13 protein-coding genes are annotated in these 15,292 nt (G+C 57.7%); 11 read left to right on the top strand and 2 right to left on the bottom strand.

All coding sequences use genetic code 11. The features are described from left to right. Positions 1-108 precede the first annotated feature (108 nt). The 5 genes from SIC15_RS12700 (at position 109) to SIC15_RS12680 (ending at position 4,322) form a co-directional block, all read left to right on the top strand. Positions 109-1,002 carry a hypothetical protein gene (locus SIC15_RS12700; protein ID WP_222464836.1) on the top strand — a complete coding sequence of 298 codons (894 nt, stop codon included), beginning with the start codon at positions 109-111 and terminating at the stop codon, positions 1,000-1,002. 60 nt (positions 1,003-1,062) lie between these two features. Continuing rightward, on the top strand, positions 1,063-1,740 hold the full coding sequence (locus tag SIC15_RS12695) for a TetR/AcrR family transcriptional regulator (RefSeq protein WP_069183234.1): 678 nt from the start codon (positions 1,063-1,065) through the stop codon (positions 1,738-1,740). A gap of 84 nt (positions 1,741-1,824) precedes the next feature. Continuing rightward, the gene (locus SIC15_RS12690; protein ID WP_370686080.1) at positions 1,825-2,289 is read left to right on the top strand and encodes a L,D-transpeptidase family protein; all 465 of its coding nucleotides are present in this window, start codon (positions 1,825-1,827) and stop codon (positions 2,287-2,289) included. Between the two features lie 24 nt (positions 2,290-2,313). Continuing rightward, entirely contained in the window at positions 2,314-3,537 is a 1,224-nt protein-coding gene (locus SIC15_RS12685; protein ID WP_069183236.1) for a mechanosensitive ion channel family protein, read from the top strand. Further along, positions 3,534-4,322, top strand: a complete 789-nt coding sequence (locus SIC15_RS12680) for an S-methyl-5'-thioinosine phosphorylase (protein WP_305967306.1) — start codon at positions 3,534-3,536, stop codon at positions 4,320-4,322. The genes SIC15_RS12685 and SIC15_RS12680 overlap by 4 nt, the downstream gene beginning before the upstream one ends. Here the strand turns inward: SIC15_RS12680 and SIC15_RS12675 are convergent. Both SIC15_RS12675 and mfd read right to left on the bottom strand, forming a co-directional pair. Next, positions 4,297-5,124: a CsiV family protein gene (locus SIC15_RS12675; RefSeq protein WP_412536069.1), complete on the bottom strand. Its 828-nt coding sequence runs from the start codon at positions 5,122-5,124 to the stop codon at positions 4,297-4,299. The genes SIC15_RS12680 and SIC15_RS12675 overlap by 26 nt on opposite strands. Positions 5,125-5,153: 29 nt before the next feature. Continuing rightward, on the bottom strand, positions 5,154-8,687 hold the full coding sequence (gene mfd, locus SIC15_RS12670; RefSeq protein ID WP_412536068.1) for a transcription-repair coupling factor: 3,534 nt from the start codon (positions 8,685-8,687) through the stop codon (positions 5,154-5,156). 236 nt (positions 8,688-8,923) lie between these two features. Between mfd and SIC15_RS12665 the strand changes: the two genes are divergently transcribed. The 6 genes from SIC15_RS12665 to nqrE all read left to right on the top strand — a co-directional run bounded on the left by SIC15_RS12665 (position 8,924) and on the right by nqrE (position 15,279). After that, positions 8,924-10,378 carry a glyceraldehyde-3-phosphate dehydrogenase gene (locus SIC15_RS12665; RefSeq protein WP_412537618.1) on the top strand — a complete coding sequence of 485 codons (1,455 nt, stop codon included), beginning with the start codon at positions 8,924-8,926 and terminating at the stop codon, positions 10,376-10,378. A gap of 269 nt (positions 10,379-10,647) precedes the next feature. Next, complete coding sequence (locus SIC15_RS12660) at positions 10,648-11,994, top strand: Na(+)-translocating NADH-quinone reductase subunit A (RefSeq protein WP_069183241.1); 1,347 nt, start codon at positions 10,648-10,650, stop codon at positions 11,992-11,994. A 4-nt stretch (positions 11,995-11,998) separates the two neighbouring features. After that, positions 11,999-13,207, top strand: coding sequence for an NADH:ubiquinone reductase (Na(+)-transporting) subunit B (locus SIC15_RS12655; RefSeq protein WP_064228852.1), 1,209 nt, complete (start codon positions 11,999-12,001; stop codon positions 13,205-13,207). Further along, positions 13,200-14,003: a Na(+)-translocating NADH-quinone reductase subunit C gene (locus SIC15_RS12650; protein WP_412536067.1), complete on the top strand. Its 804-nt coding sequence runs from the start codon at positions 13,200-13,202 to the stop codon at positions 14,001-14,003. Before SIC15_RS12655 ends, SIC15_RS12650 begins: the two co-directional genes overlap by 8 nt. A 2-nt stretch (positions 14,004-14,005) precedes the next feature. Next, the gene (locus SIC15_RS12645) at positions 14,006-14,671 is read left to right on the top strand and encodes an NADH:ubiquinone reductase (Na(+)-transporting) subunit D (protein ID WP_153633578.1); all 666 of its coding nucleotides are present in this window, start codon (positions 14,006-14,008) and stop codon (positions 14,669-14,671) included. Next, positions 14,671-15,279 carry an NADH:ubiquinone reductase (Na(+)-transporting) subunit E gene (gene nqrE, locus SIC15_RS12640; RefSeq protein WP_104320397.1) on the top strand — a complete coding sequence of 203 codons (609 nt, stop codon included), beginning with the start codon at positions 14,671-14,673 and terminating at the stop codon, positions 15,277-15,279. The genes SIC15_RS12645 and nqrE overlap by 1 nt, the downstream gene beginning before the upstream one ends. The last annotated feature ends 13 nt before the right edge of the window (positions 15,280-15,292 follow it).

Below are 15,292 nucleotides of genomic sequence, written 5' to 3'. Positions count from 1 at the left end.
GCCAAGGATAGCGACCGGACTGGCGAATGCCAAGATCGGGGCAGGGAATTCAAGTATCCGATGTGACGGTCGATACCTGTTTAAACCCTTTAATCCGGACAATCTGCCATGGCTGAAAATCAGAGTAAGGCTGCCACCCAGGCGAATGAGCCGGTGCAGGCGCCGGTGTTGAGGCCGGGGCGGGCGGCCGATCCTGTGCCGGCCCCCAGAACGGCGGATGCCCAGCCTTCGGCTCCAGTATCCGACAGTCAGGCTGACAAAGGTGCACCGTCCGAGCAGGGCCCGGACACCGGTTCAGAGCCCGATAACGCTTCAGCTGGTCAGGAATCCCGGGAGGCAGGTAGCAGCGGGGCCGAGAGAGTGATGGCAGAATCCCGGCAGCGCAAGCTCCGGCTGATGCTGCGGCAATGTGATCGGGTTCTGCTGATGGATTTTGATCTGCTGGCCATGAACGGTTGGCCGGATAACTTTACGTTGGCTGAAGCCCGTCGTGGGCGGGATCTGTGGTTGTTCAGCGCCCTGATTGCCGCAGCCATCTTTCTGAGCGGGCTGACCGGGTTTGTCCCTGCCTGGATTGCAGGCGGCGGCTTCGGCGCCTTCGTGATCATTCTGTTGCTGGGAATACCGGCGGTACGCAGAATCTATACCACCAAACCTTCCTATCTTGACCTGATCATGACCCGCCAGAGGATGATCCGTGAAGCGCGGCAGCACGTTGCCCACCTTGAAGGCTCGGACGGCCTGATCTGGCAATGCGCCCGGATGGCAGATTTTAATCCTGCGCTGAAGAATACCCGGTTCAGTCATCTCCTGAAGTTGTCCGAGAGCCGGGTTCTGTCCCGGCAGTTGACGCGCAGGGAGCATGTGCGTCTGTACCTGATCTACCTGCTGGAAGCAGAGAAGGCGTACAGCCGCGTCCAGAAGGCCTTTTTCGAGGGTAACCAGGAAGCAATTGACCGGGGTTGGGAGGAAGTGGCGGCAGAGCCTGAGCCCAGAACTTGACACGGATGCGCTTCAAACGTATGTTTCAAACAGACGTTTGCTAGAGGCATTGATAACAAAATGGCGCAGTCTGATACCGTTGACCGGATTCTCGATGCAGCCGAAGAGCTGTTCGCCGACCGGGGTTTTTCGGAAACCTCGCTCCGAATGATTACCAGTAAGGCTAAAGTAAATCTGGCCGCTGTCAATTACCACTTTGGTTCAAAGAACGCCCTGATTCACGCCGTTTTCGCACGCTTTCTGACGCCGTTTTCTGCAACCCTGGAGAACGCCTTTGATGAGCTTGAGGAACGCTGTGACGGCAAACCGCCAACGCTGAATCAGACGCTCTGGGCGCTTACCGAAAGTGCGGTGCGCATGCCTCAACGCAACGAGAAGGGCATCTCGATCTTCATGCGCTTGCTTGGGCTTGCCTACACCCAGTCCCAGGGGCATTTGCGCAAGTTCCTGGAACAGGAATACAGCGAGCCCTTCAGCCGTTTCATGCGGTTGCTCAAGGAAGCGACTCCCCAGCTTTCGTCGGTGGATAGATACTGGCGCATCCAGTTCATGTTGGGAGCAACAGCCTTCACCATGTCCAGCAGCGATGCATTGAGAGACATCCTTCAGAACAAGTTGGGTGTGGAAACCACAGTTCAGGAAATTGCCGCGCGATTGGTCCCCTTCCTGGCCGCCGGCATGCAGGCGGAAGATGCCATGCTGGTTCCACCGGTTGGCAGCAAGGTCTCGGTTGCCTGAGTTCCACTCTCTCGGTTAGGCTTCCTCCTTTACCCCAAGGGAGCCTGGCCGGTTTTGACGCATCCTGCATCAGTCCGCATTGATATAGATCTGAGCCTCCAGCGCCTGCGGCTTGAAACCGCAGGCGGAGAGCTTGTTGCTTCCTATCCGGTTTCCACCGCGTTGAACGGGCCGGGAGAGAGCGATGGCAGTGGCTGTACGCCCCGGGGAGAGCACTATGTCCGGGCCTGTATCGGGGCAGGACTTCCCGTTGGAACCGTATTCCGGGCACGGCGCCCCACCGGAGAAATCTACAGCTCCGAACTTGCCCGTCAGCACCCTGACCGCGACTGGATCCTGAGCCGGATTCTCTGGTTGTGCGGCCGCCAGTGGGGCGAAAATCGGGGGCCGGGTGTCGATACTTTCCGTCGCTTCATATACATTCACGGCACGCCGGACAGTGAGCCGATGGGAGTGCCGCTGTCCCACGGCTGTGTGCGGATGCGCAATGAAGACATTATTGATCTGTTTGATCGCGTCGCGCCGGGAACGGCCGTTTCCATTCGATAAACCTTTCGAGACCAGAGGGATCCGATGATCGGAGATGTTATGGCCATGGTGAATGGCTGGATCGAGAATTTCGGGCTGCTGTCTGAAGCCTGGCGCGTCGGAATTGTCGTGTTTGCGCTGGTTTTCGGGACAGCCACGGTGGCGTATATCGCCAGCCATATCATCGCTGCCCTGGAGCGTAAATTCAGTCAGACCAAGAACCTGTTTGACGACGCGTTATTGCACGCGGCCCGCAAACCGGTTGTAGCGTTTGTCTGGCTGCAAGGAGTCTACTGGGCTGCGGAAGTGGCTCATAAATACTCGGAAGCAGAGATATTCAAGGCGAACGAGTCCGTCCTTCAGATCGGTTTCATCTTTGTTCTGGTGTGGGCCGTTCTGAGACTGATCAAGGAAGCTGAGGGGATACTGGTATCGCCTCTGAAAATGAAGCAGCCCATGGACTACACAACCGTCAACGCGGTGAGCAAACTGTCCCGGGCGGTGGTTATCATTACTGCAGTGCTCATTGCGATGCAGTCCATGGGCTACAGCATTTCCGGTGTCCTGGCGTTCGGCGGCGTGGGCGGTATTGCCGTTGGCTTTGCTGCCAAGGACCTGCTGGCCAACTTTTTCGGCGGCTTTATTATCCATCTGGACCGGCCATTCAAGGTAGGAGACTGGGTACGTTCACCGGATCGCAATATCGAGGGTACGGTGGAACATATCGGCTGGCGTCTCACCACCATCCGAACCTTCGATAAACGGCCGCTTTATGTGCCGAATGCCGCGTTCACCACCATCGCGGTGGAGAATCCATCGCGCATGACCAATCGCCGGATCTACGAAACCATCGGCATTCGGTATGCCGATGTCGGGCAGATGGCGTCCATCGTTGATGACATCAAGGCCATGCTACAAGAGCATGAAGAGATTGACAGCGATGAGACCCTGATCGTGAACTTCCTCGCGTTCAATGCCTCCTCGCTGGATATCATGGTGTACACCTTTACCAAGACAACCCAGTGGGTCCGGTTCCACGAGGTGAAGCAGGATGTGCTGCTGAAAATCAGTGACATCATTGAGGGTTACGGTGCCGAGGTGGCTTTCCCGACCCGCACATTGCATCTTCCGGAGGGCGTGAGGCTGTCCGGATCACAGTCCGAGGGTTCCTCAGACAAGGGCGCGGCGGATTCATCCGGCAAGAGCTCCGGCAAGTCGCAGAATCGCCAGACAACCGGAGATGTGGAAGATTCAGGAGAGGCAGAATGACGTCACCGGAGAAAATGCACCCTGTTGGCATTATTGGCGGCACCGGCCTGACCACCCTTTCGGGCCTGGAAATCACCGGTGAAAAGCAGGTTGGCACGCCATGGGGCAGTCCATCGGCGCCGCTGGTGGAAGGGCGGCTTGGCGATCAGCCCGCTATCTTCCTGTCGCGACATGGTAATCCGCACCGTATTCCACCCCATCAGGTGAACTATCGGGCGAATCTGAAGGCCCTTTACGATGCCGGTGTCCGGACGGTAGTGGGTGTCAACGCCGTCGGTGGTATCCACCCGGATATGGGGCCTGCCCACGTCGTTATTCCCGATCAGATTATTGATTACACCTGGGGGCGTGCCAGCACCTTTTTCGAGGGTGACCTGGAGTCGGTGACCCATATAGATTTCACCTGGCCCTATGACGAGAGTGCCCGTCAGATCCTGATTGATGCCGCAGGCGCAGAGGGCGTGCCGTTTTCCGGTTTCGGGGTGTATGGCGCAACCCAGGGGCCAAGGTTGGAAACTTCAGCCGAGATCATCCGGATGGAACGGGACGGATGCGACCTGGTGGGCATGACCGGCATGCCGGAGGCCGCGCTGGCAGCGGAACTGGGGATGCGATATGTCTGTCTGGGGCTGGTGGTCAATTGGGCGGCTGGCAAATCCGATCACATCATCACGATGGAAGAGATCGAGGCGGCCATCGAGCAGGGAATGTCCGGTGTTAAACGGATTCTCGCAGTGTCGATGGCCGGCCTTGGAGTGCTTACTCCGTTGCCTCAATCTTCTTGAAGAACACCAGTACGCCGATCGTGGGGGAGTCCAGGAAGTGGATTTCCTCACTGCGCATACGCCGGGTTTCCCGGATCCAGGTCAATAACTCCAGCGGGGCAGGCTCAGCCATTACAGCAAGTGGCTGAGCGGCAGATTCGTCGAGTGTCGTTGAAGAGGGAGCGGTGTCTTCAGCGCCGGTCGCCCCTGCAGGCGGGGGCGTCTCCTGTGACAACTCGGTCGTCTCGTCTTCAGGCAGGGCTTGAGCATCTTCCGCCAGCTGCCAGTGGTTGAGGTGAACATTTACGTGCAGGTAGCGTTGCCGGTCGATGGTAATGTGGCCTTCAACCTCCCTGGTACGGGCGTTGTCAATCCAATCACCAATTTCCACCTGCAGGGGCGTGCCCTCGTAATCCGGCGGGAACGCCTCATACCAACCGGCAGCCAGGAGCACACGGTACCGTCCACTGCGCTCAAGTCGCGCCGCCGCGCTGGCAAGGTGAAGGTCTTCCCGGGGCGCCAGTTCCAGGGTGGTTTCCGTGGTGCCATCCTCCAGCGCAGACCAGAGAACCTCCTCCGTTTCTATCGGCTCCTCTACCGTGCGGCCAGACATGCGCTCATTCACGGCCTCGGGTTCTATAATCCGCTCAAGAATCACGAACTCGGCCCGGTAGTAATCGTCGGGAATGGGGGTGCCGGGCTCCAGGGGCAGTGTTGCCCGGTCTGGCTGTTGGGCAGCCCCTGTGGCCGCGAAGCTCAGCAGGAGGGCGGCCAGAAAGGCCCGGGTCGGGTATCGGCACCAGCGAATTCCGTCAGTCTGCAAGGGTCGTACTCCACATGTTGGTCGGCCGTTCATGAGCCGGATGCGTGACTTTTCGCAGGCTCCAGCTCGCCAAGCATCCGGGAAATGCCGTCGAGTTTACCACCGGTTGTGGCATCCTTCAGCCGAAAACGGAAGCTGTTGGCACCTTCGAGCCGGTATTGGTCCGGTGCAGATTGCACTTTTTTAACCAGAACCAGAGGGTCCACCGGCGTCGAGCTGCCAAACTCGAGGCGCGCCCATTCCTTGCCAGCGTCAACTTTCACGATACCCAGGCCTTCTGCCCGGAGTCGAAGCTCGGTCTGGCGGATTAGATTCTTGGCCGGATCCGGTAACAATCCGAACCGGTCAATCATTTCAACCTGAAGTTCTTTTAATGCATCCGGGCTGTCGACGCTGGCGATTCGCTTGTAGAGCATCAGGCGGTTATGAACATCCGGCAGGTAATCTTCTGGAATCAATGCCGGAATTCTCAGGTTCATCTCGGTGCCGTGGCTCAGGGGCAGGTCGGCGTTGGGTGTCCGGCCCTCCCGGATAGCCTTGACGGCCTCGTCCAGCAGCTGCATGTAGAGGGTAAAGCCGATGCTTTCGATCTGCCCGCTCTGTTCCTCGCCCAGCAGCTCACCGGCGCCGCGGATTTCCAGGTCATGGGTGGCCAGCATAAAGCCAGCGCCGAGGTCCTGCGCCTCCGAGATGGCGTCCAGCCGTTTTTTGGCGTCGGCCGTAATCGATTTCGGCGGTGGCGTCAGCAGATACGCATAGGCCTGGTGGTGCGACCGGCCAACGCGACCCCGAAGCTGGTGCAGCTGGGCCAGGCCGAACTTGTCTGCCCGCTCGATAATAATGGTGTTGGCGCTGGGAACGTCGATGCCGGTCTCAATGATGGTTGTGCACACCAGCACGTTGAAGCGCTTGTGGTAGAAGTCCGACATGATCTTCTCGAGATCCCGCTCCCGCATCTGGCCGTGGGCGACGCCCACGCGGGCTTCGGGAATCAGTGCCCGCAGATCCTCGGCGGTTTTCTCGATTGTTGCCACATCATTGTGCAGGAAGTACACCTGACCGCCGCGGAGAATTTCCCGCAAGATGGCTTCCTTGACCATGGCATTGTCTTTCTGGCGCACGAAGGTTTTCACCGAGAGTCGCCGGGCCGGAGGTGTTGCGATAATCGAGAGATCTCTCAGATGCCCCATGGCCATGTTCAGGGTCCGCGGGATCGGAGTCGCGGTGAGGTTGAGCATGTCCACTTCGGCCCGCAGCGCTTTCAATCTTTCCTTTTGCTGCACGCCAAACCGGTGTTCTTCATCAATGATGACCAGGCCGAGATTCTTGAATTTGATGTCACCCTGAAGCAGTTTGTGGGTGCCGATCACGATGTCGGCCTTGCCATTCTCCACCGCCTCGAGGGCTTTGCTGGTCTGGCCGGCGGTACGGAATCGGCTGAGCAGTTCGACCTGAACCGGGGTTTCTGAGAAGCGGTCCCGGAAGGACTCGTAGTGCTGTTGGGCGAGCAGGGTGGTGGGCACAAGAACCGCCACCTGTTTGCCGGACCATGTGGCCAGGAAGGCGGCGCGCATGGCTACCTCAGTTTTCCCGAAGCCGACATCACCACAGACCAGGCGGTCCATCGGTCGCTCACTGGTCATGTCCTCGAATACCGACTGAATGGCCACCTGCTGGTCGGGCGTCTCCTCGAAGGGGAAGCCGGCCGCAAACGCTCGGTACGCCTCCTTCGGATCCTCGAAGCTGAAACCCTTGCGCGCCTCCCGGCGGGCGTAGACGTCCAGAAGCTCTGCGGCGGTATCGCGGATTTTCTCAAGGGCTTTCTGTTTCGCTGTGCTCCAGCGATCCGTGCCCAGCTTATGCAGTGGCGCGTGCTCGGTGTCATTGCCGGCATAACGGGAAATCAGATGCAGGCTGGACACCGGCACATAGAGTTTGGAGCCACCGGCGTACTCCAGCATCAGAAACTCGCTGGCCTCGCCCTCAACGGTTATGGTTTCGAGGCCCAGATAGCGGCCCACCCCATGGTCGATGTGAACCACCGGTGCACCGATCCGCAACTCCGACAGGTCCCGAAAACCTGCATCGTCGGTTTCTGTGGGCTTCTCCCGGCGACGTCGCTGCAATACCCGCTCGCCAAATAAAGCCGTTTCTGTAATAAGGGCGATGGAATGCTCGGGTAGTACCAGGCCTTGCTCCATCGGGGCAATGGTAATGGCCAGCGGGGTTTCGTGATCGTCCAGAAAAGCCTGCCAGCCGGCCAGGGTTTTCAGTTCAAGGCCCTGTTCGCCAAGATTCTCCAGCAGGGCTTCCCGCCGGCCGGATGACTCTGCGCAGATCAGTACGTGGCCGTCAAAATCATCGAGAAACCGCTTGAGACGGCCCGCAGGATCAGCGGCACGACCATCCATGGCGATATCCGGCAGGGTTCTTGTCGGGCAATTGACCGATCCTGTGGCCTCCTGGGAATCGGAGGAGATGGTTACCCTGGGAAAGGCTTTCAGGTGTCTGAACAGCTCCTCCTGCTGCAGAAACAGCCGGGTGGGTGGCAGTATCGGCCGCAGTCGATCGTGGCGACGGTCTTCGTAACGGTTACGGGTTTCGCTGTCAAAATGGCTGACCGCGTCGTTCAGCCCGTCGGCGGTAAAGACATGGGTCGCCCCAGGCAGATAATCGAACAGGGTTGCCGTCTCGTCGAAGAACAGGGGCAGGTAGTACTCGATCCCCGGTGGCGTGATGCCCTGGGTCACGTCCTGGTATATGGGCGTGTCCTTGTCAGCGTCCGGGAACTGCTCGAACCAGCGGCTACGGAAGCCCGACCGTGCCTCCTTGTGCCACGGAAATTCGAAAGCAGGCAGCAGTTCGATCCGATCTATCCGGTCAATCGAACGCTGGGTTTCGGGATCGAAGGTCCGGAGAGTTTCGATTTCATCATCGAACAGGTCAATCCGGTAGGGGAGGCTGGCGCCCATGGGAAAAATGTCCAGTATCGCGCCGCGAACAGCGTATTCACCGTGTTCGTAGACGTTCTCGGCGTGCCGGTAGCCTGCCGCCTCCAGCTGCATGCGCCAGTTTTCTATATCCAGGGACTGCCCGACTTCCAGAAGCAGAGTATTGCCCTGGAGGTAGTTAACCGGCGGCAACCTGTGCATCAGGGTTCTTGCAGGAACCACCAGAACCCCATGGCTGGTCGAGGGCAAGCGGTGCAGCGTCCGGATTCGCCGGGAGATGATGTCCTGATGGGGAGAGAACAGATCGTAGGGCAGGGTTTCCCAGTCCGGCAGGGAGAGCAGCTCCAATCCGTCTTCGCTGATGGCGGGGCCATCCTCTTCAGGAGGCAGCCCGAGAAAGAACCGCATCGCCTGTTCAAGCCGGATGGCATCGGCGGTGCTCCGGGTTATCACCAGAGTCAGGCCTTTGTGGGCGCGGGCGCTTTCACAGATGGCCAGCGCATCACTGCTGCCATGCAATTGGCCCCATGTCCTGTGATCAGCCGCTCGGGAAGGGAATTCCGGGGCAATCATGGATCGGAGTGACGGGCGTGTGCTGGCACCTTGGCTCATGGGCGGTCTGATTCTCCTGGTTTGGGTGTCCGGGCGGCGGTGTGGCGCGTATTCTAACGCTCGCGACTGGCACTGTCATGGCGCTGAAGTCGTGGCTGACACTTGCTTAATCGACGGGCAGGTTCTATACGAAGGTCATGGTCTGGCGTATTTGCGGTCAGCCGGATTAAGTTGGATAATATGCGCCCCATTTTCCAAGTGCCAACTGCAGAGGTTCAAGCGTGAGTCACGAACAGATCAATCAGCACCTGTCCAACTGGACGGAAAGAGAATCCACCGCGGAAGCCATGATTCCGCTGATCGGCCGCCTCTACCGCAAAAACAATGTGGTTACTTCTGTCTATGGCCGCGCCATCATCAACCAGTCGGTCATTGATATCATCCGCGCTCACCGTTTCGTGCGCCAGGTTGAAGACAGCGAGCTTTCTGTTCACGACACCCTGCCGATCCTGCAGGCGATGGACAAACTTGATCTGGGCCGCGCTCACGTCGATATCGGCAAGTTGGCGGTCAAGTTCAAAGAGGAAGGCGGTGACCTGACCGAGTTCCTCAAGCGTGAAATCGGTCCGGTGGTTGGCCAATATGCCGCTCAGTCCGAAGAAGACGCCCACAACGATACCAAGGATGTGGTCCTGTACGGCTTTGGCCGTATCGGCCGTCTGCTGGCACGTATTCTGATTGAGAAAGCCGGTGGTGGTAACAACCTGCGCCTGCGCGCGATTGTTGTGCGTCAGGGCGGTGCGGAAAACGATCTTGAAAAGCGTGCCAGTCTGCTTCGCCGAGATTCCGTACACGGACCGTTCGATGGCACCATTACCGTCGATGAAAAAGAATCAGCCCTGATTGCCAACGGCAACTACATCAAGGTGATCTACTCTGACGGTCCGGACAAGGTGGATTACACCGAATACGGCATCAACAACGCCATTGTGATCGACAACACCGGCAAGTGGCGTGACGAGGCCGGGCTTGGTCTGCACCTGAAGTCCAAGGGCGTCAGTCGCGTTATCCTGACTGCACCGGGCAAAGGCGACATCAAGAACATCGTCTATGGTATCAACAACGACTGGATCACCAACGAAGACAAGATCCTGTCCGCGGCTTCCTGTACCACCAATGCTATCACCCCTGTACTGAAAGCGATTGAGGATGAGTACGGCATTGAAGACGGTCACGTAGAGACGGTGCACTCCTACACCAATGACCAGAACCTGATCGACAATTACCACAAGGGAAGTCGTCGCGGACGCAGCGCTGCCCTGAACATGGTAATTACCGAGACAGGTGCCGCCAAGGCTGTTGCCAAGGCGCTGCCGGTTCTGAAGGGCAAGCTGACAGGCAATGCGATCCGGGTGCCGACGCCGAACGTCTCCATGGCGATTCTGAATCTCAATCTCAAGAAAGAAGTCGATGCGGAAAGTGTGAACGACTATCTGCGGGATATGGCGCTGCATTCAGAGCTCCAGAAGCAGATCGACTTCGTGAACTCTCCGGAAGTGGTTTCCACCGATTTCGTCGGTTCCCGTCATGCCGGTATCGTTGACGCGCAGGCAACCATCGCCAGCGGCAAGCGTCTGATCCTGTACGTCTGGTACGACAACGAGTTTGGTTATAGCGCCCAGGTTATTCGCGTGGTCAACCAGATGGCCGGCGTAAGTTACCCGATCTTCCCCAAACGTGCGAGAGACTGAGTCGATCGCGCCGATCTGGTGAAGTGAAGGTCCAGAAAACCCCGATGGCGAGTGCTGTCGGGGTTTTTGTTTTTACAGGCATTGCCGTCGGGGTATTTCGATGTCGGCATTTAACCTGTTCCGAGTTCTGGTGGAAATAGGATTCCTTAATCTCTATAATTGGCGCGATTTTGGGTACGTCTGGCACTCCGTTTCTCATGGTTTTTCTGGGCCGCAGGTGTCGGGCGTTACGAATCCATTGAAAAGTTTCTGATGATTGGATGAGGCTAATGATCAAGATCAAAAAAGGCCTGGATCTTCCCATCAGCGGCGCTCCCGAACAGACCATTACAGACGGCAAACCCGTTCGCCACGTGGCGTTGATCGGTTTTGACTACATCGGCATGAAGCCGACGATGGCTGTGAAAGAGGGAGACCGTGTCAAGCGCGGTACGCTGCTGTTCACGGACAAGAAGACCGAAGGCGTTCGTTATACCTCACCCGCCGCCGGCGTGGTGAAAGAGATTAACCGTGGTGAGCGTCGTGTGTTCCAGTCGATCGTTATCGAAATCGATGGCGATGAGGCTGAGACCTTTGCGCGCTACAGCGACGCGGATCTTGCCGGCCTGGAACGCCAGCAGGTGGTAGACAATCTGGTGGAATCCGGGCTTTGGACGGCGTTCAAGACGCGGCCTTACAGCAAGGTTCCCGCAATTGACTCCGCGCCCAACTCCATTTTCGTGTCGGTCATGGACACCAATCCGCTGGCAGCGGACCCGACAGTCATCATTGGCGAGAACAGTCAGGCATTTGAAAACGGCCTCAAACTGCTTACCAAGCTGACCGCAGGCAAAGTCTTTGTTACCGGCAAGCCAGGATCCAACGTGGCGGTTCCCAAGACCGACGCCGTTGAAGTCCACCAGTTCGATGGCAAGCATCCCGCGGGTAATGTTGGTACCCACATCCATCATCTGGACCCGGTATCCGGCAGCAAGACCGTCTGGAGCATCAATTACCAGGACGTCATCGACATCGCCAAATTGTTTGAATCCGGCGAAGTGCCGGTTGAACGTATTGTCGCGATCGGTGGCCCCAAGGCTTTGAAGCCGCGCCTGGTGCGTACCCGCCTGGGTGCCAGCCTTGAGGAGCTTCTGGACGGCGAAGTTGCCACGGATTGCGAGGTCCGCGCGATTTCGGGATCCGTGTTCGGTGGTCGCCGTGGCGACGGACCCTGCGCCTACCTTGGCCGCTTTGCCAATCAGGTATCCGTGCTTGAAGAAGGCAACAAACGTGAGTTCATGGGCTGGTTGTCTCCGGGCCCGAACCGCTTCTCGGTGCTGAACATATATCTGTCCAAGCTCGCCAGTGGCAAGCTTTTCAACTTCACCACCACGACCAACGGTAGTGAGCGGGCGATGGTCCCGGTTGGCGCTTACGAGCAGATCATGCCTCTGGATATCCTGCCGACGCAGCTGCTGCGTTCACTGATTGTCGGTGACACAGAGATGGCACAGAAGCTTGGTGCGCTGGAGCTGGATGAAGAAGATCTGGCGCTGTGCACATTCGTGTGCCCGGGCAAATATGAATATGGTCCGATTCTCCGCGAGAACCTGACCCGAATCGAGATCGAGGGCTAATACGATGGCTATCAGACAGTTTCTCGATGGAATCGAGCATCACTTTGAAAAGGGTGGCAAGTACGAGCGCTGGTACGCGCTGTATGAGGCCGTGGATACCATTTTCTACACTCCCGGCAAGGTAACCTCAACCACCGCCCATGTGCGTGACGGCGTTGACCTCAAGCGCATCATGATCACGGTATGGCTGTGTACTTTCCCGGCGATGTTCTTCGGTATGTGGAACATCGGCTATCAGGCCAACAGTTTCCTGGCATCTAACCCGGATGCCATGGTCGCTGACGGCGGCCTGCGTACTGCCTTTATCCAGGCGCTTGCCATTACCGGCGCCGGTGCCGGCGTATGGGATAATTTCGTGTACGGCATGGCTTACTTCGTGCCCATTTACTTCGTGACCTTCGTGGTCGGCGGTTTCTGGGAAGTCCTGTTTGCCACTGTGCGTCGTCACGAAGTGAACGAAGGCTTCTTCGTTACATCTGTACTCTTTGCACTGATCTGCCCGCCCACCATTCCGCTCTGGCAGGTGGCCCTGGGTATCACCTTCGGTGTCGTCATCGGTAAAGAAGTGTTCGGCGGTACTGGCAAGAACTTCCTGAACCCGGCCCTGACCGGCCGTGCGTTCCTGTACTTTGCCTACCCGGCGCAGATCTCCGGTGACACCGTTTGGACCGCGGTTGATGGTTTCAGTGGTGCCACCGCGCTGAGCTGGGCTGCAAGTGGCGGCCTGGAAGCCCTGGAAGCGCAAATTGGCTGGATGAGCGCCTTTATGGGCACCATTCAGGGCTCCATGGGTGAGACCTCAACGCTTGCGGTACTGATCGGCGGTCTGATCCTGCTGGCCATGAAAATCGCCAGCTACCGGATTGTCGGTGGTGTGCTGATCGGCATGATCGGTATGTCCCTGTTGCTGAACATTATCGGTTCTGAAACCAATCCGATGTTCGCCATTCCGGCGCACTGGCACCTGGTCATGGGCGGATTCGCCTTCGGCATGATGTTCATGGCAACGGATCCGGTTTCTGCGGCAATGACCAACACCGGTCGCTGGTGCTTCGGTATTCTGGTGGGCGTGATGACGGTTCTGATCCGCGTGATCAACCCGGCCTTCCCGGAAGGCATCATGCTGGCCATCCTGTTCGCTAACCTGTTCGCGCCGCTGATGGACCATTACGTGGTTCAGGCCAACATCAAACGGAGGCTTGCTCGTGGCTAAAGCTAAAGAAACTGTCTCCCGTACGCTGATCGTTGCGCTGGTGCTGAGTATTGTATTCTCTGTCGTGGTTTCTACCGCGGCAGTCATGCTCAGACCCGCCCAAGTCAAGAATCAGCATCTCGATATGACAACCAATATTCTTTCTGCTGCAGGTATGCTGGATCAAGGCGATACCACAGAGCAGATTTTGCAGAAATTCGAGAGTTTCGATGTTCGTCTGGTGGATCTGGATACCGGTGAATTCGTCGAGCCTTCCGACGTGGGTGTCCAGGACCCCATGAAGTACGACATGTACAAGGCTGCTTCGGACCCTCAAATGTCCACCAACATTCCGTCTTCTGAAGACAAGGCCGGTATCAAGCGCCGTCCGAATGTTGCCAAGGTCTACACCATGAGTGAGAACGGCCAGATCAATCGCGTGGTTCTTCCGATCCACGGCTACGGTCTCTGGTCCACCCTTTACGGCTTCATTTCCCTCGAGGGCGATCTGAACACCATTGAAGGTCTGGGCTTCTATGCGCACGCGGAAACCCCGGGTCTTGGCGGTGAGGTGGACAACCCGCGCTGGAAGCGCCAGTGGGTTGGTAAAGAGGTCTACAACGAAGACCGTTCCGAACCCCAGGTGCGACTGGTCAAGGGCGGCGTCAGCGCCGATGCCCAGGATAAGGAGCACAAGGTTGATGCTCTCTCTGGTGCGACCCTGACAAGCCGTGGCGTTGAACAGTTGGTCAACTACTGGATGGGCGACCGCGGGTACGCGCCGTTCCTGCAAAAACTTCGTGAAGGGGAGGTCTGATCATGGCAGATGCATCAGCCAAACAGGTTCTCTTCGAACCGATCTTCAGCAATAACCCGATTGCCCTGCAGATTCTGGGCATCTGTTCAGCGCTGGCGGTAACCACCAGCATGAACGTCACTCTGGTTATGTGTATGGCGGTTATCGCCGTTACCGCATTTTCCAACCTGGCCGTTTCTCTGGTTCGCACACAGATCCCGGGCAGCATCCGGATCATCGTGCAGATGACCATCATCGCCTCCCTGGTAATCGTGGTTGACCAGGTGCTCAAGGCCTACGCCTATGAGATCTCCAAGCAGCTTTCGGTGTTCGTTGGCCTGATCATCACCAACTGCATCGTCATGGGCCGCGCAGAAGGTTTCGCCATGAAGAACGGCCCCTGGCTGAGCTTCCTGGATGGCGTTGGTAATGGCCTCGGCTACTCCGTACTCCTGATCTTCGTTGCCTTTTTCCGCGAGCTTCTGGGTGCCGGCTCCCTGTTCGGTGTATCCCTGATGCCGGTAGTCAACGAAGGTGGCTGGTACATTCCGAACGGTCTGTTGCTGCTGCCGCCGAGCGCGTTCTTCATTATCGGCCTGGCCATCTGGGGTCTGCGGACCTGGAAGCCGGAGCAGGTTGAAGAGCCGGACTATAAAATGTCCCGCCATGTCGCCAAGGAGGCTTTCTGATGGAACATTATATCAGCCTGATTCTGAAGGCTATTTTCGTTGAGAATATGGCTCTGGCCTTCTTCCTGGGGATGTGTACATTCCTGGCTATCTCCAAGAAGATCGAGGCGGCGACGGGTCTCGGTATTGCCGTGGTGGTGGTACTGACCGTAACCGTGCCGGTGAACAACCTGCTGTACAACAGCATTCTGCGGGAAGGGGCCCTGGACTGGGCAGGCCTGCCCAACGTAGACCTGAGCTTTCTCGGCTTGCTGACGTATATCGGTGTAATCGCGGCTATTGTCCAGATCATGGAAATGGTTCTGGACAAGTATATCCCGGCGCTCTACGCCGCTCTGGGTGTGTTCCTGCCACTGATCACGGTGAACTGCGCCATTCTGGGTGCTTCGCTGTTCATGGTGGAGCGTGACTACACCTTTGGCGAGAGTGTGGTGTATGGCTTCGGCGCCGGCCTCGGCTGGGCTCTGGCCATCATTGCCCTGGCGGGTATCCGCGAGAAACTCAAGTACAGTGACGTTCCGGAAGGCCTCCGTGGCCTGGGTATCACCTTCATTACTGTTGGTCTGATGTCCCTGGGCTTCATGTCCTTCTCCGGTATCTCACTGTAATTCACCCGGTGAT

This window comes from Marinobacter sp. MIT932201 (assembly GCF_047123295.1).
GTDB classification, from domain to species: domain Bacteria; phylum Pseudomonadota; class Gammaproteobacteria; order Pseudomonadales; family Oleiphilaceae; genus Marinobacter; species Marinobacter salsuginis.
This window is presented reverse-complemented; position numbering and strand designations above follow the sequence as displayed.

Coding starts and splice junctions, on each gene's coding strand:
- SIC15_RS12700 (WP_222464836.1), top strand. CDS start 109: ATGGCTGAAAATCAGAGTAAGGCTGCCACCCAGGCGAATGAGCCGGTG.
- SIC15_RS12695 (WP_069183234.1), top strand. CDS start 1,063: ATGGCGCAGTCTGATACCGTTGACCGGATTCTCGATGCAGCCGAAGAG.
- SIC15_RS12685 (WP_069183236.1), top strand. CDS start 2,314: ATGATCGGAGATGTTATGGCCATGGTGAATGGCTGGATCGAGAATTTC.
- SIC15_RS12680 (WP_305967306.1), top strand. CDS start 3,534: ATGACGTCACCGGAGAAAATGCACCCTGTTGGCATTATTGGCGGCACC.
- mfd (WP_412536068.1), bottom strand. CDS start 8,687: ATGAGCCAAGGTGCCAGCACACGCCCGTCACTCCGATCCATGATTGCC.
- SIC15_RS12660 (WP_069183241.1), top strand. CDS start 10,648: ATGATCAAGATCAAAAAAGGCCTGGATCTTCCCATCAGCGGCGCTCCC.
- SIC15_RS12655 (WP_064228852.1), top strand. CDS start 11,999: ATGGCTATCAGACAGTTTCTCGATGGAATCGAGCATCACTTTGAAAAG.
- SIC15_RS12645 (WP_153633578.1), top strand. CDS start 14,006: ATGGCAGATGCATCAGCCAAACAGGTTCTCTTCGAACCGATCTTCAGC.
- nqrE (WP_104320397.1), top strand. CDS start 14,671: ATGGAACATTATATCAGCCTGATTCTGAAGGCTATTTTCGTTGAGAAT.